Source organism: Streptomyces sp. CRCS-T-1 (genome assembly GCF_024442335.1).
Taxonomy (GTDB): Bacteria; Actinomycetota; Actinomycetes; order Streptomycetales; family Streptomycetaceae; genus Streptomyces; species Streptomyces koelreuteriae.
On sequence record NZ_CP101651.1, the window covers coordinates 7,249,205 to 7,269,760 of the forward strand.

The 20,556-nt window shown below is 72.5% G+C and carries 18 protein-coding genes; 11 read left to right on the forward strand and 7 right to left on the reverse strand.

Going from position 1 to position 20,556, the window contains the following annotated elements; translation table 11 throughout:
* The first annotated feature begins 78 nt into the window (after positions 1 to 78).
* Entirely contained in the window at positions 79 to 1,248 is a 1,170-nt protein-coding gene (gene tuf / locus NNW99_RS32885) for an elongation factor Tu (protein WP_215122779.1), read from the forward strand.
* Between the two features lie 89 nt (positions 1,249 to 1,337).
* Positions 1,338 to 2,183, forward strand: a complete 846-nt coding sequence (locus NNW99_RS32890) for a spermidine synthase (protein ID WP_215122780.1) — start codon at positions 1,338 to 1,340, stop codon at positions 2,181 to 2,183.
* Here the strand turns inward: NNW99_RS32890 and NNW99_RS32895 are convergent.
* A complete protein-coding gene (locus tag NNW99_RS32895; RefSeq protein ID WP_215122781.1) occupies positions 2,145 to 3,431 on the reverse strand; it encodes an MFS transporter in 1,287 nt (428 codons plus the stop codon). The genes NNW99_RS32890 and NNW99_RS32895 overlap by 39 nt on opposite strands.
* Positions 3,432 to 3,516: 85 nt before the next feature.
* A complete protein-coding gene (locus NNW99_RS32900; protein WP_215122782.1) occupies positions 3,517 to 4,524 on the reverse strand; it encodes a hypothetical protein in 1,008 nt (335 codons plus the stop codon).
* A gap of 174 nt (positions 4,525 to 4,698) precedes the next feature.
* Here NNW99_RS32900 and NNW99_RS32905 point away from each other — a divergent pair, with 174 nt between their 5' ends.
* Entirely contained in the window at positions 4,699 to 5,151 is a 453-nt protein-coding gene (locus NNW99_RS32905) for a DUF4442 domain-containing protein (protein ID WP_189724504.1), read from the forward strand.
* A 71-nt stretch (positions 5,152 to 5,222) separates the two neighbouring features.
* Here NNW99_RS32905 and galU read toward each other — a convergent pair whose 3' ends face one another.
* Positions 5,223 to 6,212 (reverse strand): UTP--glucose-1-phosphate uridylyltransferase GalU, encoded by a 990-nt coding sequence (gene galU / locus NNW99_RS32910; protein ID WP_215122783.1) that lies wholly within the window; start codon positions 6,210 to 6,212, stop codon positions 5,223 to 5,225.
* 349 nt (positions 6,213 to 6,561) lie between these two features.
* Between galU and NNW99_RS32915 the strand changes: the two genes are divergently transcribed.
* The 4 genes from NNW99_RS32915 to NNW99_RS32930 all read left to right on the forward strand — a co-directional run bounded on the left by NNW99_RS32915 (position 6,562) and on the right by NNW99_RS32930 (position 14,243).
* A complete protein-coding gene (locus NNW99_RS32915; RefSeq protein ID WP_251057990.1) occupies positions 6,562 to 8,409 on the forward strand; it encodes an RICIN domain-containing protein in 1,848 nt (615 codons plus the stop codon).
* A gap of 145 nt (positions 8,410 to 8,554) precedes the next feature.
* Positions 8,555 to 11,044 carry a beta-glucosidase gene (locus NNW99_RS32920; RefSeq protein ID WP_215122785.1) on the forward strand — a complete coding sequence of 830 codons (2,490 nt, stop codon included), beginning with the start codon at positions 8,555 to 8,557 and terminating at the stop codon, positions 11,042 to 11,044.
* Between the two features lie 113 nt (positions 11,045 to 11,157).
* On the forward strand, positions 11,158 to 13,545 hold the full coding sequence (locus NNW99_RS32925) for a phosphoketolase (RefSeq protein ID WP_215122786.1): 2,388 nt from the start codon (positions 11,158 to 11,160) through the stop codon (positions 13,543 to 13,545).
* Between the two features lie 71 nt (positions 13,546 to 13,616).
* On the forward strand, positions 13,617 to 14,243 hold the full coding sequence (locus NNW99_RS32930) for a DedA family protein (RefSeq protein ID WP_215122787.1): 627 nt from the start codon (positions 13,617 to 13,619) through the stop codon (positions 14,241 to 14,243).
* A gap of 62 nt (positions 14,244 to 14,305) precedes the next feature.
* Here NNW99_RS32930 and NNW99_RS32935 read toward each other — a convergent pair whose 3' ends face one another.
* Positions 14,306 to 14,833 (reverse strand): gamma carbonic anhydrase family protein, encoded by a 528-nt coding sequence (locus NNW99_RS32935; RefSeq protein ID WP_215124538.1) that lies wholly within the window; start codon positions 14,831 to 14,833, stop codon positions 14,306 to 14,308.
* A 112-nt stretch (positions 14,834 to 14,945) separates the two neighbouring features.
* Here NNW99_RS32935 and NNW99_RS32940 point away from each other — a divergent pair, with 112 nt between their 5' ends.
* Positions 14,946 to 15,743, forward strand: a complete 798-nt coding sequence (locus NNW99_RS32940; protein WP_215122788.1) for an acyltransferase — start codon at positions 14,946 to 14,948, stop codon at positions 15,741 to 15,743.
* 2 nt (positions 15,744 to 15,745) lie between these two features.
* On the opposite strand, the gene NNW99_RS32945 is transcribed toward NNW99_RS32940, so the two are convergent.
* Positions 15,746 to 16,603 (reverse strand): DMT family transporter, encoded by an 858-nt coding sequence (locus tag NNW99_RS32945; RefSeq protein ID WP_215122789.1) that lies wholly within the window; start codon positions 16,601 to 16,603, stop codon positions 15,746 to 15,748.
* A 101-nt stretch (positions 16,604 to 16,704) separates the two neighbouring features.
* Here NNW99_RS32945 and NNW99_RS32950 point away from each other — a divergent pair, with 101 nt between their 5' ends.
* Both NNW99_RS32950 and NNW99_RS32955 read left to right on the forward strand, forming a co-directional pair.
* Positions 16,705 to 17,277: an XRE family transcriptional regulator gene (locus NNW99_RS32950; RefSeq protein ID WP_215122790.1), complete on the forward strand. Its 573-nt coding sequence runs from the start codon at positions 16,705 to 16,707 to the stop codon at positions 17,275 to 17,277.
* A 43-nt stretch (positions 17,278 to 17,320) separates the two neighbouring features.
* A complete protein-coding gene (locus tag NNW99_RS32955; protein WP_215122791.1) occupies positions 17,321 to 17,878 on the forward strand; it encodes a YbaK/EbsC family protein in 558 nt (185 codons plus the stop codon).
* 1 nt (position 17,879) lies between these two features.
* On the opposite strand, the gene NNW99_RS32960 is transcribed toward NNW99_RS32955, so the two are convergent.
* Positions 17,880 to 18,908 carry a cation diffusion facilitator family transporter gene (locus NNW99_RS32960; protein WP_215122792.1) on the reverse strand — a complete coding sequence of 343 codons (1,029 nt, stop codon included), beginning with the start codon at positions 18,906 to 18,908 and terminating at the stop codon, positions 17,880 to 17,882.
* 62 nt (positions 18,909 to 18,970) lie between these two features.
* Here NNW99_RS32960 and NNW99_RS32965 point away from each other — a divergent pair, with 62 nt between their 5' ends.
* Positions 18,971 to 19,330 carry a metalloregulator ArsR/SmtB family transcription factor gene (locus tag NNW99_RS32965; RefSeq protein WP_215122793.1) on the forward strand — a complete coding sequence of 120 codons (360 nt, stop codon included), beginning with the start codon at positions 18,971 to 18,973 and terminating at the stop codon, positions 19,328 to 19,330.
* A gap of 1 nt (position 19,331) precedes the next feature.
* Here NNW99_RS32965 and NNW99_RS32970 read toward each other — a convergent pair whose 3' ends face one another.
* Positions 19,332 to 20,555: a 4-hydroxybenzoate 3-monooxygenase gene (locus NNW99_RS32970; RefSeq protein WP_215122794.1), complete on the reverse strand. Its 1,224-nt coding sequence runs from the start codon at positions 20,553 to 20,555 to the stop codon at positions 19,332 to 19,334.
* Position 20,556: the final 1 nt, after the last annotated feature.

The window sequence follows — 20,556 nt, forward strand, 5'->3', positions numbered from 1 at the left end:
CCGGTCGGACCCCGCAAGGGGAGGGTCGGGCAGGTCCTCGGGGTCCCACTTCATGACTAGACGCTTCGAGGTACAGCCATGTCCAAGACGGCCTACGTCCGCACGAAACCGCATCTCAACATCGGCACGATGGGTCATGTCGACCACGGCAAGACCACCCTGACCGCCGCCATCACCAAGGTCCTCGCCGACCGCGGCAGCGGCACGTTCGTGCCGTTCGACCGGATCGACCGGGCGCCCGAGGAGGCGGCGCGCGGCATCACCATCAACATCGCGCACGTGGAGTACGAGACCGACACACGGCACTACGCGCACGTCGACATGCCGGGCCATGCCGACTACGTCAAGAACATGGTCACCGGCGCCGCCCAGCTGGACGGGGCGATCCTCGTCGTCTCCGCGCTCGACGGGATCATGCCGCAGACCGCCGAACACGTCCTGCTCGCCCGGCAGGTGGGCGTCGACCACATCGTCGTCGCCCTCAACAAGGCCGACGCCGGTGACGAGGAGCTGACCGACCTGGTCGAGCTGGAGGTACGCGACCTGCTCACCGCGCACGGCTACGGCGGTGACTCCGTACCCGTCGTACGCGTCTCCGGTCTGAAGGCGCTGGAGGGCGACCCGCGCTGGACGGCGTCCGTCGAGGCGCTGCTCGATGCCGTCGACACGTATGTGCCGATGCCGGAGCGGTATCTGGACGCGCCGTTCCTGCTGTCCGTGGAGAACGTGCTGACCATCACCGGGCGGGGGACCGTGGTGACCGGCGCGGTGGAGCGGGGCACGGTGCGGGTCGGGGACCGGGTCGAGGTGCTCGGGGCGTCCGTCGAGACGGTGGTCACGGGCCTTGAGACCTTCGGCAGGCCGATGGAGGAGGCGCAGGCCGGGGACAGCGTGGCGTTGCTGCTGCGGGGGGTGGCGCGGGATGTCGTCCGGCGGGGGCATGTGGTCGCCGCGCCGGGGAGTGTCGTGCCCGGTCGTCGGTTCACCGCGCAGGTGTATGTGCTGTCCGCGCGTGAGGGTGGGCGTACGACCGCGGTGTCCAGTGGGTATCGACCGCAGTTCTATATCCGTACGGCGGATGTGGTGGGGGATGTCGACCTCGGTGAGGGGGGGGTCGCGCGGCCCGGTGACACGGTTGTCATGACGGTGGAGTTGGGGCGGGAGGTGCCGTTGGAGGCCGGGCTTGGCTTCGCCATTCGTGAGGGTGGCAGGACTGTGGGGGCGGGGACCGTGACCGTGGTGGGTTGAGGTGGTGGGGGACTGCCGGCTGGCTGTGGCTGGTCGCGCAGTTCCCCGCGCCCCCTGAAGGGGCGCCGTAGCCCAGGCACAATGAGATGGTGAACGAGTCCATCCCCGTAACCCTCGATGTCGATCACGGCACCGCCAAGCTCATGCCCGATGTCGACAGGGAAAGGGCCTGGTTGCTCACCGTCGACGGGGCGCCTCAGTCGTATGTCGATCTGGATGATCCGGCGCATCTGGAGTTCGAGTACACGCGGCGGCTCGGGCATGTGCTGGACGTCGTGGCGGAGCCGGGGCGGGTGCTGGACGTGGTGCATCTCGGGGGCGGGGCGCTCACGTTGCCCCGGTACGTGGAGGCGACGCGGCCCGGGTCCCGGCAGGAGGTCGTCGAGGCGGACAAGGGGCTGCTGGAGCTGGTGGCCGAGCATCTGCCGCTGCCGGAGGGCGCCCGGGTCACGCCGCACGCGGCGGACGCGCGGGAGTGGCTGGAGAAGGCCGCGGCGGACTCGGCCGATGTGATCGTCGCCGATGTGTTCGGCGGTTCGCGGGTGCCGGCGCATCTCACGTCCGTTCCCTACGTCCGTGAGGCCGCGCGGGTGCTGCGCGGCGACGGGGTCTATCTCGCCAACCTTCCCGACGCCGCGCCGTTCGCCTTTCTGCGGTCCCAGCTCGCCACTCTGGCCACGGAGTTCGAGGAGCTGGTGCTGATCGCCGAGCCGGGAGTGCTGCGGGGGCGGCGGTTCGGGAACGCGGTGCTCGCCGCCGGGCATCACGCCCTCGACATCGCCGCCCTGGCGCGGCTCACGGCCGCCGACGCCTTTCCGGCCCGGGTCGAACACGGCGCTTCTCTGCGGCGGTTCATCGGGGGAGCGCCGGCGGTGCGGGACGAGGACGCCGTGCCGTCACCCGAGCCCCCCGACGGGTCGTTCGGCATCGGCTGACGCGCGTTCGCTGCCGCTCTGGGCCACCGAGGTGGTCCTCCGTCGGAGGTCACGTACGTCCGGTACGCACAGCGCGGCGGCCGTGACCAGGACGACCAGGCCCGCGCAGCCCCACAACGCCGTCGTACGGCCGAACGCCTCCTCCGCCGGGCCCGCCCCGGCCGTGGCGAGCGGTGACAGCGCGACGGAGCCGAACCAGTCGTACGCCGAGACGCGGGAGAGCTTGTCCTCGGGGATCTCCTGGTGCAGTGCCGTCATCCAGGAGACGCCGAACACCTCGACGGTCGCGCCCGCGACGAACATCACCGCGAACAGGACCCCGACGGGGACCGGGACGGCGAGCGCGGCCGCGGGCAGGGCCAGCGGGAACACGCACAGGGTGCCCGCGAGGAGCAGGCGGCGGGGTTTCCAGCGGGTCATCAGCAGGGCACCGGCGACCGTGCCCGCCCCGAACGCCGCCAGGGCGAGACCCCAGGGGCCCGCGCCGCCGAGATGGTCGCGGGCGACGAGGGGGCCGTACACCGCTTCGGCGGCGGCCACCACGGCGTTGGCGATCGAGAACTGCAGGACGATGGCCCACAGCCAGGGCCGGCCGGCGAACTCCCGCCAGCCCTCCCGCAGATCGGCGAGCATCCCGCCGCCCGGTGCGCGCGGCGCGATGTGGCCGACGTCGAGGAAGGCGCGCAGCGCACCGGCGAGCGCGAAGGCCGCGGCGTCCGCCGCGAGCACCCAGCCGGGCCCGATCGCGGCGACCATGGCCCCGCCGAGCGCGGCACCGCCGAGGGCCGCGCCCTGCATCGCCATCCGGAACACCGCGAACGCGCGGCCCGCCTGCTCCCCGTCGACCGAGGACATCAGCATGCCCTCGGCGGCCGGGCCGAAGAAGGCCTGGCCGGTTCCGCCCAGGGCGGCGAGCAGCATCATCTGCCACAGCAGGGGCTGCCCGGTCAGCACGAGCGCGGCGAAGGCGGCCTGGGACAGGCAGTTCAGGGCGTTGGCCGCGACCATCACATGGTGCCGGGGCAGCCGGTCCGCGACGGCGCCGCCGATCAGCAGGAACAGCACCAGCGGGAGTGTCCGTGCCGCCGCGACCAGGCCGACGTCACCGCTGTCACCGCCCGTTTCGAGAACGGCGAACGCCGCCGCGACCAGGGCGCCGTGGCTGCCCAGATTGGTGACGACCGCGGCGGCGGTCAGCAGGGAGTAGTTGCGGCCCGCCCAGGCGGGGCGACGGGTGGTGGTGGGCACCCGGTGACTATCGGCGGGGCACGGTCGCCCTGCCAAGCGATTTACGCGGGCCTTGCGCGGTCACGCTCGCCCGGGCCGTCGCCGGTCACGCCCCCTGGGGGCCCTCCTTGGTGAGGCGCACGGTGCCGAGGATCTTCTGGACGGTCGCCTCGGCCAGCTCGCCCTTGACGCCCTTGGCGCCGTACAGGTTCCAGGTGACGAAGTCGCCCGCGCCGTTCTTGAAGGCGAAGGTGATCGCCTTGCCGTCGCTGTCGCACTTGCCGTTCTGCGGGGTGTTCTCCGAGTGCGCCGTGGCGACGCTGCCCTTGATGCCCGACTTGGTGGTGTACGGCTTGGGCTTGGTGAACTTCACGCTCTTCTTGTCCGGCTGGGTGTAGCCGCCGAAGATCCACCACGGCACACGGGTCTCGGCCGCCTCGTCCGTGGTCTTCGCGCCGTCCTCACCGCGCGTGCCGACGGTGGCCAGGGCGGTGTCCTCCTCGCGGCCGTCCTTGTCGGAGTCGCTGGTGCACCACTTGGACTTCAGATAGGCGGGGGCGGTGACGCTGGTGCGGTCCATCTCGCCGTCCTTCTTCTCCCACTCGAAGCCCACGCTCGTACCGGGAGTCTCGATCTCCCAGTCGGCGGGCACGTCGAACTGGGTGCCGAAGCGCGTGTTGGTGACGACCTTCCAGCCGGGGATGGTCGCCTTCTCCCCCTCGCCCCCGCGCGGGTTGCTCCCGGAAGCGGAGGCGCTCGGCTCGGTGGAGGGTTCCTTGGAGGCGGCCTTGACCGGCTTCTTGTCCTTCCCGCCGGCCGTGTCGTCCTTGTCGCCGCCCAGCACCAGGAAGCCGGTGACGCCGGCGGCCACCACCACCGCCGTGGCCGCGATGATCGCGACCAGCTTCGTCCGGTTGCCGCCGCCACCGCCCGGCGGCGGCTGGGGCGCGCCGGCCGGCGCCGGGGCGCCCCACTGCGGCTGCTGCCCGTAGGCGGGCTGCTGCTGATAGCCCGGCTGCTGGTACGGATTCGGCTGCTGGTACCCCGGCTGCTGGTACGGGTTGTTCGCTTGCGGGTTCTGCTCGCCCCCGGGCGGCTGCTGTCCTGGCCACATGGGCAGTCACCCTAGCCGCGCTCCGGACACGATTCGGTCACCGCCTGTGGACGGAGCCGTAGCAACACGGCGACGACGCGGTGCGAACCGGCGTACGGCGGACCGATGCGGCGGTCGTCACACGGCCTGGTCAAGGCCTGGTCAGTCGTCTCTACTCGTGAGTAACATGCGGGCATGAGCGCAGACCAGATGTCCATCGGCGAGATGCTCGCCGCCACGGTGCCCATGGCCCGGACCCTCAACCTCGAGTTCCTCGAGACCACGCCGGAGCGGGCGGTGGTGTCCCTGCCGGACCAGAGCGACTACCACAACCATGTGGGCGGCCCGCACGCCGGCGCGATGTTCACGCTCGGCGAGTCCGCGAGCGGGGCGATCGTGCTGGCCGCGTTCGGGGACCAGCTCTCGCGTGCCGTGCCGCTCGCCGTCAGTGCCGAGATCGCCTACAAGAAGCTGGCGATGGGCGCGGTCACGGCGACCGCGACCCTCGGCCGCCCGGCCGCCGAGGTCGTCGCGGAACTGGACGCGGGCGGGCGTCCCGAGTTCCCGGTGGCCATCGCCATCCAGCGGGCCGATGGCGCCGTGACCGGTGAGATGACGGTCGTCTGGACGCTGCGTCCCAACGGCTGAGCCCGCCCTCGCGTGACTGAGGCCCCGGCCGAGGGGAGAGTTGAACCCCGGGCCGGGGCCCTCGCGTTGCCTCAGGCGGCGATGTGCCGTGCGGGGGCGGGGACGGTGGGCGCGGGGACGGTGGGGGCGCCGTCCAGCTCCGCGACGAACCCCTTGAGCCACGTCACGAACTCCGGCCCCAGGTCGGGCCGGTCGCAGGCCAGCCGGACCACCGTGCGCAGATAGTCGGCCTTGTCCCCGGTGTCGTAGCGCGGGCCCTTGAAGACGACTCCGTGCACCGTGCCGCCCGCGGCCAGCTCCTGGAGGGCGTCGGTGAGCTGGATCTCGCCGCCCCGGCCCGGCGGGGTGCGCTCCAGGACACCGAAGACGGCCGGGTCGAGGACGTAGCGCCCGATGACGGCGTAGCGGCTCGGCGCGTCCTGCCGGGCCGGCTTCTCCACCAGGCCGGTGACACGGACGACGTCCTCCTCGCCGGCCGGTTCGACGGCGGCGCAGCCGTAGAGGTGGATCTGCTCCAGCGGGACCTCCATCAGGGCGACCACGCTGCCGAGCCGGCGGTCGCGGACGTCGAGCATCCGGCTGAGCAGGGTCTCGCGCGGGTCGATCAGGTCGTCGCCGAGGAGGACCGCGAAGGGCTGGTCGCCGACATGGCGGCGGGCGCAGAGCACGGCGTGGCCGAGGCCGAGCGGGTCGCCCTGCCGGATGTGGTGGATGCTCGCCAGCAGGGCGGGGTCGCGCACCGCGTCCAGCCGTACGGTGTCGCCCTTGGCGGCGAGGGTCTGCTCCAGTTCGAAGGCGTGGTCGAAGTGGTCCTCGATGGCCCGCTTGTGCCGGCCGGTGACCATCAGGACGTCGTCGAGTCCCGCCGCTGCCGCCTCCTCGACGACGTACTGGATGGCCGGCTTGTCGACGACCGGCAGCATCTCCTTGGGCGTCGCCTTCGTGGCGGGCAGGAAGCGGGTGCCGAGGCCGGCGGCGGGGACGACCGCCTTGCGGACGGTGCGGGCGGTGCCGGTGGTTCGGGCGGGGGTGACCGGCGTGGAAGCGTGGGGGTCGATCATGCGGCCCATGCTGACCCGCGGAGATGAGAGCGGGCCGAGAGTCGCATGGGAGTCCGCTGTGGAGTTGGAGATTTCGTGGACCAACCGCCTTTGTGTGCACACAACTTGAGGCCTTGAGCGGCGCGGATTTCGAATGCCGGTACGGATACCGCCGGTAACATATCTGAATTGCCGGCGTTTTGAACTCGGGTCATCCGAACGCCTTGTTACCTGTGAGTCGCATGTGCGAAGGTGAGCCGCCTCACACCCGAGTCCGCAGCTCACGCGGCCAGGTATGCACCAATCACGCCCCTGCTTTCCGACGGACGCGCAATTCGCATGCCGTCTGCGGCTGGAAGGAAATGGTTCCGTGCAATCCCCGTACCCCCCACGCCCGCCGTACCCGCCGCGACCCGGAGCGGGGCCGGCGGAGTCCGACCGCAATCTTCTCGCCCGGGTCGGCGAACCCGGTGAAGGCCCGCGCGCCGTCGCGCTGTTGCTCTCGCGGCACTGGCGGGCCGTCCATGAGTACGCCGTGATCTGTCTGGCGTCCTCGGCGGACTCGGCGTCGATGGCGGCCGCGGCCGCTTTCCGCCGGGAGCTCGCCGGACCGGGCGTCGGCGCACTGCGACCCCGGCTGCTCGCGGCCGTGCGGGACCTGGTCGGGGAGTGGGCCGCCGACGACGGCATTTCCGTCGTACTGCCGGAACTCCGCAAACCCGTCGGCGCCCGAGGGCTGCGCGCCGCCCGGTCCACGACAGCCGAAAGGCGGCGCCTGGCGGAACGCGCGTTCCGGTCTCTTCCCGCGGCTTCCCAATGCCTGCTCTGGCACACGGAGGTCGAGGCCGAGCCCATATCCGTACCGGCCGGTCTGCTGGGGGTCGACCCCCGCACCGCGTCGGCCGCTCTGGAACAGGCGCGCGAGCAATTCCGGACGGGGTGCGTACGGGCGCACCGGGAACTCGCGCCGACACAGGAATGCCGGTACTACAACCGCTTGCTGGACGTTCCCATGCGCCGCGGCGGGGCTCTGCTGCCGGATGTGCAACGGCATTTGATGGCCTGCCGCTACTGCCGGCACGCCGCCGAGCAACTCAGCCATTTCGAGGGCGGTCTGGAGGATCTGCTCGTCGAGACCGTGCTCGGCTGGGGCGCCCGCCGCTACCTCGCATCACGGCCGGGCCGGGACGGAGGCCCCAGCGCCCTTCCGGCATCCCCGGCCGGTGGCCGGCACCGCTCGCGGGCCCACGCCCTGCCGGCGGGCGGCCGGCTCGGGACCCCGAGGAAACACACGAAGGCGCTGGCCGCCGCGGTCGGGCTGACCTCCCTCGTGCTGCTCGCGACCCTGCTCGCGGCCCGGGGCTGGTCGGAGGAGGGCGGTACCGCCGGCCCCGAGGTCACCTGGGGAGCGGTCAGCGGTCATTCGGTCGACGCGGGCGGCGCGGGGGCGTCGTCCCGGGAGTCGTCCTCGGCCGACGGCGCTCCGTCGGCCGCGTCCGCGGGCAACCCCGCCGAAGTGGCCCGCGGGCGGCTGCGCAACCTCGACGCCGGGCTGTGCCTCGACGTCCGGGGCGGCCGGCTCCGGAGCGACGCCCGTGTCCTGCTGACCGCCTGCTCCGACGGGTCCCCGCTGTGGTCGTACCGGGACGACGGCCTGCTGACCAGCGCCGCCGACCCGACGCTCTGCCTCGGCTCCGACACCGCCGAGCGGTCGGTCGGCCTGGCCGGATGTCTCGTGCACGCCGGGGTCGTGCGCTACGACCTGACCGTGCGCGGCGAACTCCTGCCGCGCGGCGGCAAGGGACTGGCCGTCGCCCCCGGAAAGAACCGGCATGTGATCGTCACCGGGCGCGACGGATCCGAGGCGCAACGCTGGGCGCTGGAACCGGCGGTCTCCCGCGAGGAGGCGGGGGAGTCGCGGAAGGAGCGGTCCGAGGACTCCCGGGCCGTACCGCGGGAGAACGGCCAAGAGAAGCGGGAGAACGGCCAGGAGAAGAAGGGGCCCTACGCCGATGCCCCCTCGGCACACCCGCCCGAGTCCCCGCGGGCCAAGTCCGAGCAGCAGCCACCGCCGGACCGCTACGAGCCACGGATCGCCCAGGTGGGCTGCTGCGACGAGCCCGACCCGCGTGCGGCGCCCGGCTCCGAGGTGGTCGGGCGGGTGACCGCCGACGTGGCAAGGACCGCGCTGACCTTGCACGCCGCGACGCTTCCGTAGCGCCCGGGGCATCTGGTGGGTGACCCGTCGGCAGGCCGCGGGTCACCCGGCGGGGTGACCCCGGCCCCGGTACGAGAGGTGAGTTCACCCGACCTGACCGGGTGTCCGGCGAAAGGTGACGGCGAGGCGGGCGCATAGTGCGTTCATGACCGACTCCGTCTCCCGTTTCCCCCGGCGGTCCGCCCTTCGTCTGCTCGGCGGGGCGGTCGCCGTGGTCGCGGCGGCCACCGGCGGGTTCGCCCCGGCTTCCCGTGCGCACGCGCGGGAGGGACGCGGCCGGAGCGCCGACGCCCGGGTCGAGGAGCTGCTCGCCCGGCTCACCCTCGACGAGAAGATCTCCCTGCTGCACGGCGCCACCGACCCGCGCCCGCTCGGCCAGGCGGGCTACGTCCCCGGAGTGGCACGGCTCGGCATCCCGCCCCTGCGTCTCGCCGACGGCCCGGCCGGTGTCCGTGTCACCCGGCACGCCACCGCCCTGCCCGCCCCCGTCCTGCTGGCCTCCGCCTTCGACCCCGACCTGGCCAGGCGCTACGGCCAGGTCATCGGACGGGAGGGGCGTGCCCTCGGCCAGGACGTGCTGCTGTCCCCGATGGTCAACCTCATCCGCACCCCGTACGCGGGCCGCAATTTCGAGACCTTCAGCGAGGACCCGCTGCTCTCCGCGCATCTGGTCGCCGCCGAGATCGAGGGCATCCAGGGTGAGGGACTCATCGCGACCGTCAAGCACTTCGCGCTCAACAACCAGGAGCGCGACCGCACCTCGGTGGATGTGCGCGTCGACGAACGGACCCTGCACGAGACCGAGCTGCGCGGCTTCGAAGCGGCCGTCAAGGCCGGCACGGGCGCGGTGATGGGCGCGTACAACAAGGTCAACGGCACCTTCGCCTGCGAGAACGAGGAGCTGCTCACCGGCGTCCTGCGCGAGCGGTGGGGATTCACCGGCTGGGTGATGACCGACTGGTCCGCCGCGCACAGCACCCGCGAGGCCCTCATGGCGGGCCTCGACATGGAGATGCCCGACGGCACCCACTTCGGCACGCCGCTCACCTCGGCCGTGCGCGACGGCGGCGTGCCCGAACGCCACGTCGACCGGGCCGTACGCCGCGTCCTGACCGTCATGGACCGTTTCGGACTGCTCGGCGACACCGTCCCGCGCCGCCCCGACCGCGACGCGAAGGCGGGCGCGGCCGTCGCACGCGAGGTCGCCGAGGCGGGCGCCACCCTGCTGCGCAACGCCCACGGCACCCTGCCCCTGACCGCCGGCGGGAGCATCGCGGTGATCGGGCCGACCGGCGCCCGGCCCCTGGTCAGCGGCGGCGGCAGCGCCCATGTCGTGCCCGAGCACGCCGACAGCCCCCTCGACGGCATCCGGACGCGCGCCGCACGGGTGACCTACGCCCTCGGCGAGGACGCCTTCGGCAAGCCCCTCCCGCCCAGCGCGCTCGACCCCGCCTTCGACACCGAGGGCCGGCGCGTCGACGCCGGCCGCACCTGGACGTACGACGGCACCCTCACGGTGACCGAAGCCGAGGCCGGAGACGACTGGACGTTCGTCCTCCACTACTCCGGCACGCCCCCGCTCCGCCCGAAGGTCCTCCTCGACGGAGAGGAACTGTTCCCCCTGGTGCCCGGCTGGGACGAGTACTTCATGGGCGGCCTGCTCACCCACGCGGCCGACGGCCTGTCCGTCCGCCGCAGGACCCTGAAACCGGCCAAGGGAACGCACCGGCTGAAGATCACCGCACCGGGCGGAGACACCGGCCAGCTGTTCCGGCTGCGCCGCGTCACCGCCGCGACCCGGGCCGAGGATGTCGCGGAGGCCGTACGAGCCGCCCGCTCCGCCCGGGACGTCGTCCTGTTCGCCTACGAGGACGCCATCGAGGGCCAGGACCGTACGACCATCGCCCTGCCCGGCAACCAGGAACGGCTCATCGAGGCCGTGACGGCGGCCAACCCGCGCACCACCGTCGTCCTCAACACCTCCTCCGCCACGTCGATGCCGTGGCTGGAACGCACCGGCGCCGTGCTCCAGATGTACTACCCGGGCCAGGAAGGCGCGGCCGCCACCGCCGCCGTCCTCTTCGGGGAGCGCGATCCCGGCGGCCGCCTCACCCAGAGCTTCCCCGCCGACGACGACCACCATCCCGTCGCCGGGGACCCCCGCCGCTACCCCGGCGTGAACGGCACCGAGCACTACACGGAGGGCGTCCACGTCGGCCACCGCTGGTACGACGCCGAGGACGTGGCGCCGCTGTTCCCCTTCGGCCACGGACTGTCGTACACGACCTTCGCCTACACGGATCCGGACGCGCGCTGGACCGCCGACGGACTCGATGTCGCCTTCACCGTCCGCAACACCGGCCCGCGTGACGGTGTCGCCGTGCCGCAGGTGTATGCGGGACCGGCCCCGGACCTCCGGCTCGACCAGCCGGTCCGCGTCCTGGCCGGGTACCGCAGGCTCTCCCTGCGGGCGGGGGAAAAGCGGCGCGTGACCGTACGCGTCGAGCCGCGCGCCCTCTCCTCCTGGGACCCGAAGATGCACGACTGGGTGCTCGGCACCGGCCGGCGCATCCTCTGGATCGGGGCGTCGTCACGGGATCGGCGGCTGCGCACGAGCGTACGGGTGGGCGGCTGAAACACGACGGGTGCCGAACGGCCCCCGCCGCATGGCCGACGGGCGCCTGGCATCGAACCGGAACAAACTGGTACTCCTCCTGAGGCCGTCGCAGAAACCCCAGGGAGTCACTCATGCCCGAGGCCCCGCGCCAGGACAGCAGGACCGCACCGACCGACGAGGAGCTGCGCAGGCTGGACGCCCACTGGCGGGCCGCCAACTACCTGGCGGCCGGTCAGATCTATCTGCTGGCGAACCCCCTGCTCACCGAGCCGCTCAAGCCCGAGCACATCAAGCCGCGACTGCTGGGGCACTGGGGCACCTCACCCGGGCTCAACCTCGTCCACACCCACCTCAACCGCGTGATCAAGAACCGTGAGCTGGACGCCCTGTGCGTCTGGGGTCCGGGCCACGGCGGGCCCTCGGTCCTGGCCAACTCCTGGCTGGAGGGCAGCTACACCGAGAAGTACCCGGACGCGACCCGGGACGCGCCGGGCATGGAGCTGCTGATGCGGCAGTTCTCGTTCCCCGGCGGCGTGCCCAGCCATGTCGCCCCGGAGGTCCCCGGCTCGATCCACGAGGGCGGCGAACTCGGCTACTCCCTCGCCCACGCCTACGGCGCCGCCCTCGACAACCCGGGCCTGCTGGTCGCCTGCGTGATCGGCGACGGCGAGGCGGAGACCGGCCCGCTCGCCGGGTCCTGGCACGCCAACAAGTTCCTCGACCCCGTCCACGACGGCGCCGTCCTGCCGGTCCTCCACCTCAACGGCTACAAGATCGCCAACCCGACCGTGCTCTCCCGCCTCCCGGAGGAGGAACTCGACTCGCTCCTGCGCGGCTACGGCCACGAGCCCATCCATGTCGGCGGCGACGACCCGGCCGCCGTCCACCGTGCGATGGCCCACGCCCTGGACACCGCCCTCGACCGCATCGCCGACGCACAGCGCGCCGCCCGCGAGGAGGGCGCGACCGAACGCCCGCGGTGGCCGGTGATCGTGCTGCGCACCCCGAAGGGCTGGACCGGCCCGGCCGAGGTCGACGGCGAGCCGGTCGAGGGCACCTGGCGCTCCCACCAGGTCCCGTTGTCCGGCGTCCGCGACAACCCGGAACACCTGCGGCAGCTGGAGGACTGGCTGCGCTCGTACCGGCCCGAGGAACTGTTCGACGCCGACGGCCGCCCGGTCGCGGACGTCCTCGACTGCGTCCCCGAGGGCACCCGGCGGCTCGGCGCCACCCCGCACGCCAACGGCGGACTGCTGCTCCGCGATCTGCCGGTCCCGTCCCTGGACGACTTCGCCGTCCCGGTCGACAAGCCCGGCACGACCACGCACGAGCCCACCCGGGTCCTGGGCGACCTCCTCGCCCGGATCATGCGGGACACCGCCGACCGCCGCGACTTCCGCCTGGTCGGCCCGGACGAGACCGCCTCCAACCGGCTCCAGGCCGTCTTCGAGGCCAGCGGCAAGGCCTGGCAGGCCGGGACGCTGCCCGTCGACGAGGACCTCGACCGGCACGGCCGGGTGATGGAGATCCTCTCCGAACACCTCTGCCAGGGCTGGCTGGAGGGCTATCTGCTCACCGGCCGGCACGGGCTGTTCTCCTGCTACGAGGCGTTCGTGCACATCGTCGACTCGATGGTCAACCAGCACATCAAATGGCTGCGCACCTCCCGGCGACTGCCGTGGCGCGCCCCCATCGCCTCCCTCAACTACCTGCTGACCTCACATGTGTGGCGGCAGGACCACAACGGCTTCTCCCACCAGGACCCCGGCTTCGTCGACCACATCCTCAACAAGAGCCCCGAGGCCGTCCGGGTCTACCTCCCGCCGGACGCCAACACCCTGCTGTCCGTCGCGGACCACGTCCTGCGCAGCCGCGACTACGTCAATGTCGTCGTGGCCGGCAAGCAGCCCTGCTTCGACTGGCTGTCCATGGACGAGGCCCGGGTCCACTGCGCCCGCGGCGCCGGCGCCTGGGAATGGGCGGGCACCGAGGACGGCTCCCGGGAACCCGACGTGGTGCTGGCGTGTGCCGGTGACGTCCCCACCCAGGAGGTCCTGGCCGCCGCGCACCTGCTCCGCCGGCACCTGCCCGACCTGGCGGTCCGCGTGGTGAACGTCGTCGACCTGGCCCGGCTGCTGCCCCGCGAGGAGCATCCGCACGGCATGAGCGACTTCGAGTACGACGGTCTCTTCACCACCGACAAGCCGGTGATCTTCGCGTACCACGGCTATCCGTGGCTGATCCACCGCCTCGCCTACCGCCGCGCCGGGCATCCGCAGCTGCACGTGCGCGGCTACAAGGAGTCCGGCACCACGACCACGCCCTTCGACATGGTCGTCCGCAACGACCTGGACCGCTACCGCCTGGTGATGGATGTCATCGACCGCGTCCCGGGCCTCGCGGTGCGCGCCACGGCCGTACGCCAGCGCATGGCCGACGCCCGTACCCGCCATCACGACTGGATCCGCGAGCACGGCACCGACCTGCCGGAAGTCGCCGAGTGGACGTGGAACGCGTGAGTCGCGGGGCACGTCCTGCAACCCGGTAGGCTTCCCGTGCCCGCAGGGAAGCTCAGGGAAAGGAACCCGCGTTGCACGTCCAGGAGTGGCTCGAAACCGTACCCGCCGTCGCCGTATACGCACTGGTGGGAGTGGTCATCGGCCTGGAAAGCCTGGGCATCCCGCTGCCGGGCGAGATCATCCTGGTCTCCTCCGCGCTGCTCGCCTCCCAGCACGGCGACATCGACCCCGTCGTCCTCGGCGCCTGCGCCACGGCCGGCGCGATCATCGGCGACTCGATCGGTTACGCCATCGGCCGCAAGGGCGGTCGGCCCCTGCTGGCCTGGCTGGGCAAGAAGTTCCCCCGGCACTTCAGCGAGGGCCACATCGCCACCGCCGAGCGCTCCTTCGAGAAGTGGGGCATGTGGGCGGTCTTCTTCGGCCGCTTCGTCGCCCTCCTGCGCATCTTCGCGGGCCCGCTGGCCGGTGTGCTCCGGATGCCGTACTGGAAGTTCCTCATCGCCAACGTCCTCGGCGGCATCGTCTGGGCCGGCGGCACGACGGCCGTCATCTACTACGTGGGCATCGTCGCCGAGTCCTGGCTGAAGCGCTTCTCGTGGCTGGGCCTGGTGGCGGCGGTCCTGGTCGGTGTCACGTCCATGCTGGTGCTCAAGCGCAAGGCGAAGAAGGCAGCACCGGCAGTCGCCGCCGGGGAGTAGCGCGCTCGGGGACGCGGGGAACTGCGCGACAAGCCACCACGGCCCCGCACCCGCCGCGCGACCTACGCGTGCACCTCGCGGTGCGCCTTCGCCAGCTCGGCGTACATCGTGCCGTTGAGGGTGACCCCCTGCCGCTCCTCCTCGGACAGCTCCCGGCGGACCTTCGCGGGGACGCCCGCCACCAGGGACCCGGGCGGCACGACCATCCCCTGCGGCACCAAGGCCTGCGCGGCGACGAGGGACCCGGCGCCGATCACGGCCCCGTTCAGCACGGTCGCGCCCATGCCGATCAGACAGTCGTCCTCGACGGTCGCCCCGTGCACCACGGCGTTGTGCCCGATGGACACCCGCTCACCCACCGTCACGGGAAACCCCGGGTCGGCGTGGAGCGTGCAGTTGTCCTGGACATTGCTGCTGGCGCCGACCGAGATCGACTCGACGTCGCCCCGCACCACGGCCCCGTACCAGACACTCGCCCCGGCACCCAGCGTCACGCCGCCGATCACCGAGGCCGTCGGCGCCACGAACGCCTCCGGATCGACCTGCGGCTCCCTGCCGCCGATCCCCGTGATCATCGCCCGCTGCGCCATGTCCGCCTCCAGAAACGTCGTAGACAACGCGCAAACCGTACGACACCCGGTGGGGCGAAGATCACAGGCCTCCGACACCGCGAGGTGAGCTACCGCTGAGTACGGTGACCTCGTGCCGAAGCGCAAGAACACGTTCTCATCCTGGCGGCGGGGCCTAGTGCAGCGCGCCGTCCACGCGGGCTGGGCCTGGGCGCAGCGCACGGGCTCCGTGACGGCCGAGCACCCCGGGCGCTACCGCTTCGGCGCGATGGGAACCAGTACCAGACTCGCCTTCCCGCTCGGCACCGTCTTCGGCGAGCCCTGGATCCACCTCGGCTCCCACTGCATCATCGGCGAGCAGGTCACCCTCACGGCGGGCCTGATGCCGGACCTCGATCTCGGCCCCGACCCGATCCTGCGCCTCGGTGACGGCGTCGTCCTGGGCCGCGGCAGCCATGTCATCGCGGACACGACGGTGACCATCGGCAGCGACTGCTACTTCGGCCCGTACGTCTACGTCACGTCCACGAACCACTCCTACGACGATCCGCACGAGCCCATCGGCAAGCAGTGGCCGCGGATGGAACCGGTGGAGATCGGGCCCGGCTGCTGGATCGGCACGGGCGCGGTGATCCTGCCGGGCGCCCGGATCGGGCGGAACGTGGTCGTGGCCGCGGGCGCGGTGGTGCGGGGCACGGTGCCCGACCATGCCGTGGTGGCGGGCGCGCCGGCCCGTGTCGTACGGCGCTGGACCCCCGCCGACGGCTGGCAGCCGCCGCTGCGCACCCCGCCGCCGGTACCGATACCGGAGGGCGTCACGCCCGAGCAGTTGCGGGCGCTCTCCGACCTGGACGAGGAGACGGTGGCCCGGCTGGCCGAACTGGACGAGGACGCGGCGACCGGTCTCGCGGAGCTGGAACCGGGGTCCTGACCTCAGCCCGACGCCAGGAGGACGGTCCCCACCAGGGCCAGTCCCGCACCGGCGGCCTGGATCGCCCGCAACCGTTCCCGGAGGAGTCCCCGCGCGGCCACGGCGGTCACCACCGGGTAGAGGGAGGCCAGTACGGCCGCGACGGTGACCGGGCCGTGCTGCGCCGCGATCGAGTAGGTGCCGTTCGCGGCGACGTCCGCGAGGCCGACGAAGGCGAGCGCGGGCAGCGAGCGCCAGGGGAAGCCGTCCGCCGGGAGCGCCGGCGATCCGCGTCGCACCGACACCAGCAGCGCGATTCCTCCGGCGGTCACGTTGGTCACCCGCTGCACGAACAGCGCGAGGAAGAGCCCGGTGAGCGTGGTCGACGCCTCCGCGATCAGCGCCATCACCGCGCCGAAACCGAACGCCGCGAGCAGGGTCAGGGCGATCGCCTGGCGCTGCACGGGCGCGCCGCGGAACTGGGGGCCGCCGGCCAGACAGACACCGGCGACGGCCACCAGGATGCCGACGAACTGCAGCAGGCCGGGGCGCTCGCCCAGCACCAGGCCGACGCCGACCGGCACGGCCACGCCGATCGAACCCAGCGGTGAGACCACGCCCATCGGGCCCAGCGCCAGCGCCTTGTAGAAGGCGAGCATCGCCACCGGCCCGACGAGTCCGGCCGCCACGGCGAACCAGAGCTGCGGCCCCGCCTCGCTCCAGCCGCCGGTCGCCACCACGAGCGCGCCGAGCACGACCACCGCGATCGACTGCGAGACCACGACCACCGTCAGCGCGGGCGTGCGCCGGGTCAGCAGCCCGCCGCCGAAGTCGGCCAGCCCCCACAGCAGGCTGGTGGCCAGGGCGAAGAGCGCTGTCATGGTCCGGAAGCCTCGCAGTACAGTTCAGTGAACGATCAGGTCAACCACCCACACCATAGTGCAATCGGCTGCACTGTGTCATACAAAATATTGGACGGAATGTGTCGGACCTCGAGCTGCTGACCCAGTCCCTGGCGCGCAGCGTCAAGCACTGGCGCGCGGTGCGCGGCTTCACCCTGGACGTGCTCGCCGCCCGGGCGGGCGTCAGCCGCGGCATGCTCATCCAGATCGAGCAGGCCCGCACCAACCCCAGCCTCGGCACCGTCGTCAAGATCGGCGACGCGCTCGGCGTCAGCATCACCACTCTGCTCGACCACGAGAAGGGCCCGAACGTCCACGTCGTCCCCGCCGAGCAGACCGTACGGCTGTGGCACACCGACGCCGGCAGCTACAACCGGCTGCTCGCGGGCACCGAGGCGCCCGGCCCGCTGGAGATGTGGGACTGGCTGCTCATGCCCGGCGAGAGCAGCCCCTCGGACCCGCACCCCGCCGGCACCACCGAACTCCTCCATGTCACGGCGGGGGAGCTGACCCTCACCGCCGACGGCGTGGAGTACCGCGTGCCCGCGGGCTCGAGCGTCCACTTCGAGGCCAACGTCCCGCACACGTACGGCAACACCGGCGACGTACCGATGCAGATGGTCATGGCCGTCTCGGTGCCGCCCGTGTCCTGAGACGCCCGGCCCCGAGGCCGTCCGCTGTTGTTAGCGTGCGGTCATGCGCGCACCCATCGGACACTTCGACGACGCCCGTCCGGCCCCCTCCTGCCTCGACGAACTCACCGGCCCGGTCTCCGACGCCGTACGCCACTGGCCGGGCAGTGTCCCCGCCGACCAGATCCTCTACGTCGACACCGACCCGGAGTGGGCCGACACCGCCGTCTTCGTGGAGCACTACGGCCGGGACCTGCTGGAGCGGTCCGCGAACTGTGTGGTGGTGGCGGGCAAGCGCGCCGGCGAGACCACGCTCGCCGCGTGCGTCGTGCTCTCCACGACCCGGGTCGACGTGAACGGCGTCGTGCGCCGTCAACTGGGTGCCCGGAAGGCCTCGTTCGCCAGCATGGACACGGCGACCGGCGAGACCGGCATGGAGTACGGCGGCATCACCCCGCTCGGACTGCCGGAGGCCTGGCCCGTGCTGGTGGACGCGGCCGTCGTCGACCTGCCGTACGTGCTGGTCGGCAGCGGCCGTCGGCGCGGCAAGCTGCTGGTCCCGGGCAAGGCGTTCGCGGAACTGCCGGGAGCCGTGGTGCTGGAGGGGCTCGGAGTCTCCTGAGCTACGCCGCCGTGTGATGAGCCAGGGCCAGATGCGGGTCGGCCTCGCCGGGCACCGGCTCCGGGTCGGCGTGGACCAGGGCGGCGGTGAGGCGGGGCACGGCGTGCAGCAGCGCGTGTTCGGCGTCGACGGCGATGCGGTGGGCCTCGCGCACGGTCACGGTGCCGTCGACCACGACCGCGACCTCGGCGCGCAGTCGGTGCCCGATCCAGCGCAGCCGCAGCTCACCCACCCCGCGCACCCCGGGGACCTCGGTCAGGGCCCGTTCGGCGCGGTCCACGAGGGCCGGGTCGACCGCGTCCATCACCCGCCGGAACACCTCCCGAGCGGCGTCCCGCAGAACCAATGCGATCGCCGCCGTGATGGCCAACCCCACGATCGGGTCGGCCGGTTGCCAGCCCAGGGCCGAGCCGCCCGCGCCCAGCAGCACGGCCAGTGAGGTGAAGCCGTCGGTGCGGGCGTGCAGCCCGTCGGCGACCAGCGCGGCCGAGCCGATCGAGCGGCCGACCCGGATGCGGTAGCGGGCCACCCACTCGTTGCCAGCGAACCCGACGAGGGCCGCCACGGCGACCGCCGGGACGTGCTGGACCGGGCGCGGATCGAGCAGGCGGTCGATCGCGGCCCACCCCGCGAAGGCCGCGGACGCGGCGATCGTCAGCACGATCACGAGCCCCGCCAGGTCCTCGGCCCGCCCGTAGCCGTAGGTGAAACGCCGGGTGGCCGCGCGCCTGCCCAGCACGAAGGCGATCCCGAGCGGTACGGCGGTCAGCGCGTCCGCGGCGTTGTGCACGGTGTCCCCGAGCAGCGCCACCGAGCCGGAGACGACCACCACGAGCGCCTGGGCCAGGGCCGTCACACCCAGCACCGCGAGCGAGACCCAGAGCGCCCGCATCCCGCGCGCCGAGGACTCCAGGGCGGAGTCGACCTTGTCGGCCGTCTCGTGGGAGTGCGGGGTGAGGAGATGGGACAGCCGGTGGCGCGGGCCGTGCCGGTGGTGGTGAGGGTGGGAGTGCTCGTGCCGGTCGCTCACGTGGATCCCCTTCCGGTGCGCGGGAGTGGACGTGCACACGCCCACGGGGCCATTATGTGCGTATGAGCGCACGCATGCACCTGTCACCTGCGCACGATGCGCATCCGCGCAGCCCCGGCGAGGAACAGTTCGCGCTCGCCGCCGAACTCCTCGCCCTCCTGGGGGACCGGACCCGGCTCGCCCTGCTGCACGCACTGACCGGGGGAGAGGCCGATGTCACGACCCTGACGGAGGAGTGCGGGGCGGCCCGGCCCGCCGTCAGCCAGCACCTGGCGCGGCTGCGTCTCGCGGGCCTGGTGGACACCCGCAAGGAGGGCCGCCGGGTGATCTACTCACTCCGCGACGGCCACTTGCGCCGGCTCGTGGACGAGGCGCTGAACGTGGCCGACCACCGTCTCAGCGACCGCCCCCCGCACGACTGAGTCAGTACCGCTCGGCCGTCCCCAGGTACCGCTCGGCGAAGGCGGCGGCCGCCACGGGCGACGAGAACAGGCGGCGCAGCCGTGCGATCGAGGTCCCCGCGCGGTACGGGTCGCCCGACGCCGCCCCGTGGAACACCTCGGCCAGCCACTGTGAGAACTCCTGGTAGTCCCACACCCGCCGCAGGCAGGCCTCCGCGTAGCCGCCGAGGCCGCTGTCGTCCCCGTCGGTCAGGCGGTCCACCAGGGCGTCGCCGAGCAGGAAGGCGTCGTGCAACGCGAGGTTCATGCCCTTGGCGGCGATGGGGGCGACCAGATGGGCCGCGTCGCCGGCGAGGTACAGCCGGCCGTGCACCATCGGCTCGACCACGTAGTCGTGCATGTCCAGGACGCGCTTCTCGATCAGCCGCCCCTCCGTCAGCGGCGGCACACCGGCCGCCCCGAGGCGCTGCCGCAGCTCCGCCCAGACACGCTCGTGCGGCCAGTTCTCCGGGTCGTCGCCCGGCGGGCACTGGAGGTAGTAGCGGGTCACCTCCGGGCTGCGGGGCATCTGGCCCGCGAAGCCGTGTCCGTGACAGCCGAACAGTACGCAGTCGGCGGACGGCGGGGCCTCGGCGAGCAGCGCCAGCCAGCCGATGCCGTAGTCGTGCCGCGCGATCCGGACCCGCTCCGGCGGCAAGGAGGCCCGCGTCACTCCGCGCGCCCCGTCGCAGCCGGCCACGAAGTCGCAGTGCACGACCCGCTGTTCACCCGTCTCCGGGCAGGTGTACGACACGGACGGCCGGTCGGTGTCGATGTCCTGCACCTCGACGTCCCGGACCCCGAAGCGGATCTCCCCGCCGCGCACGTCGGCGTACTCGCGCACCAGGTCCGTCACCAGCAACGGCTGCGGGTAGACGAAGTGATGACTGCCCGTCATCTCGCCGTAGTGGAACCGGTACCGCTCTCCGTCGAAGCGGAATTCGCACGAGGTGTGCAGCTCGGCGCGGTCCAGCAGGTTCCGGGCGAGGCCCCGCTTCTCCAGGCCCCGTACGGCCCACTCCTCGATGACACCGGCCCGTGGCCGCTGTTCGATGAACTCCCGGGTCTCGGTCTCCAGTACCAGACAGTCCACGGAGGCGGCCCGCAGGATGTTGCCGATCGTCAGCCCGGCGGGACCGGCGCCCACGACGACGACGGGGAAGTGTTGCGGGGCATCGGAGTCGGCAGGGGAGGAGGCGTGGATCATG

What these genes read in the sequence shown, in the direction of transcription:
- NNW99_RS32920 (WP_215122785.1), top strand. Translation starts at nt 8,555, where the DNA reads ATGACCGACTCCGTCTCCCGTTTCCCCCGGCGGTCCGCCCTTCGTCTG.
- NNW99_RS32935 (WP_215124538.1), bottom strand. Translation starts at nt 14,833, where the DNA reads ATGGCGCAGCGGGCGATGATCACGGGGATCGGCGGCAGGGAGCCGCAG.
- NNW99_RS32925 (WP_215122786.1), top strand. Translation starts at nt 11,158, where the DNA reads ATGCCCGAGGCCCCGCGCCAGGACAGCAGGACCGCACCGACCGACGAG.
- NNW99_RS32955 (WP_215122791.1), top strand. Translation starts at nt 17,321, where the DNA reads ATGCGCGCACCCATCGGACACTTCGACGACGCCCGTCCGGCCCCCTCC.
- NNW99_RS32965 (WP_215122793.1), top strand. Translation starts at nt 18,971, where the DNA reads ATGAGCGCACGCATGCACCTGTCACCTGCGCACGATGCGCATCCGCGC.
- tuf (WP_215122779.1), top strand. Translation starts at nt 79, where the DNA reads ATGTCCAAGACGGCCTACGTCCGCACGAAACCGCATCTCAACATCGGC.
- NNW99_RS32945 (WP_215122789.1), bottom strand. Translation starts at nt 16,603, where the DNA reads ATGACAGCGCTCTTCGCCCTGGCCACCAGCCTGCTGTGGGGGCTGGCC.
- galU (WP_215122783.1), bottom strand. Translation starts at nt 6,212, where the DNA reads ATGATCGACCCCCACGCTTCCACGCCGGTCACCCCCGCCCGAACCACC.
- NNW99_RS32900 (WP_215122782.1), bottom strand. Translation starts at nt 4,524, where the DNA reads ATGTGGCCAGGACAGCAGCCGCCCGGGGGCGAGCAGAACCCGCAAGCG.
- NNW99_RS32970 (WP_215122794.1), bottom strand. Translation starts at nt 20,555, where the DNA reads ATGATCCACGCCTCCTCCCCTGCCGACTCCGATGCCCCGCAACACTTC.
- NNW99_RS32905 (WP_189724504.1), top strand. Translation starts at nt 4,699, where the DNA reads ATGAGCGCAGACCAGATGTCCATCGGCGAGATGCTCGCCGCCACGGTG.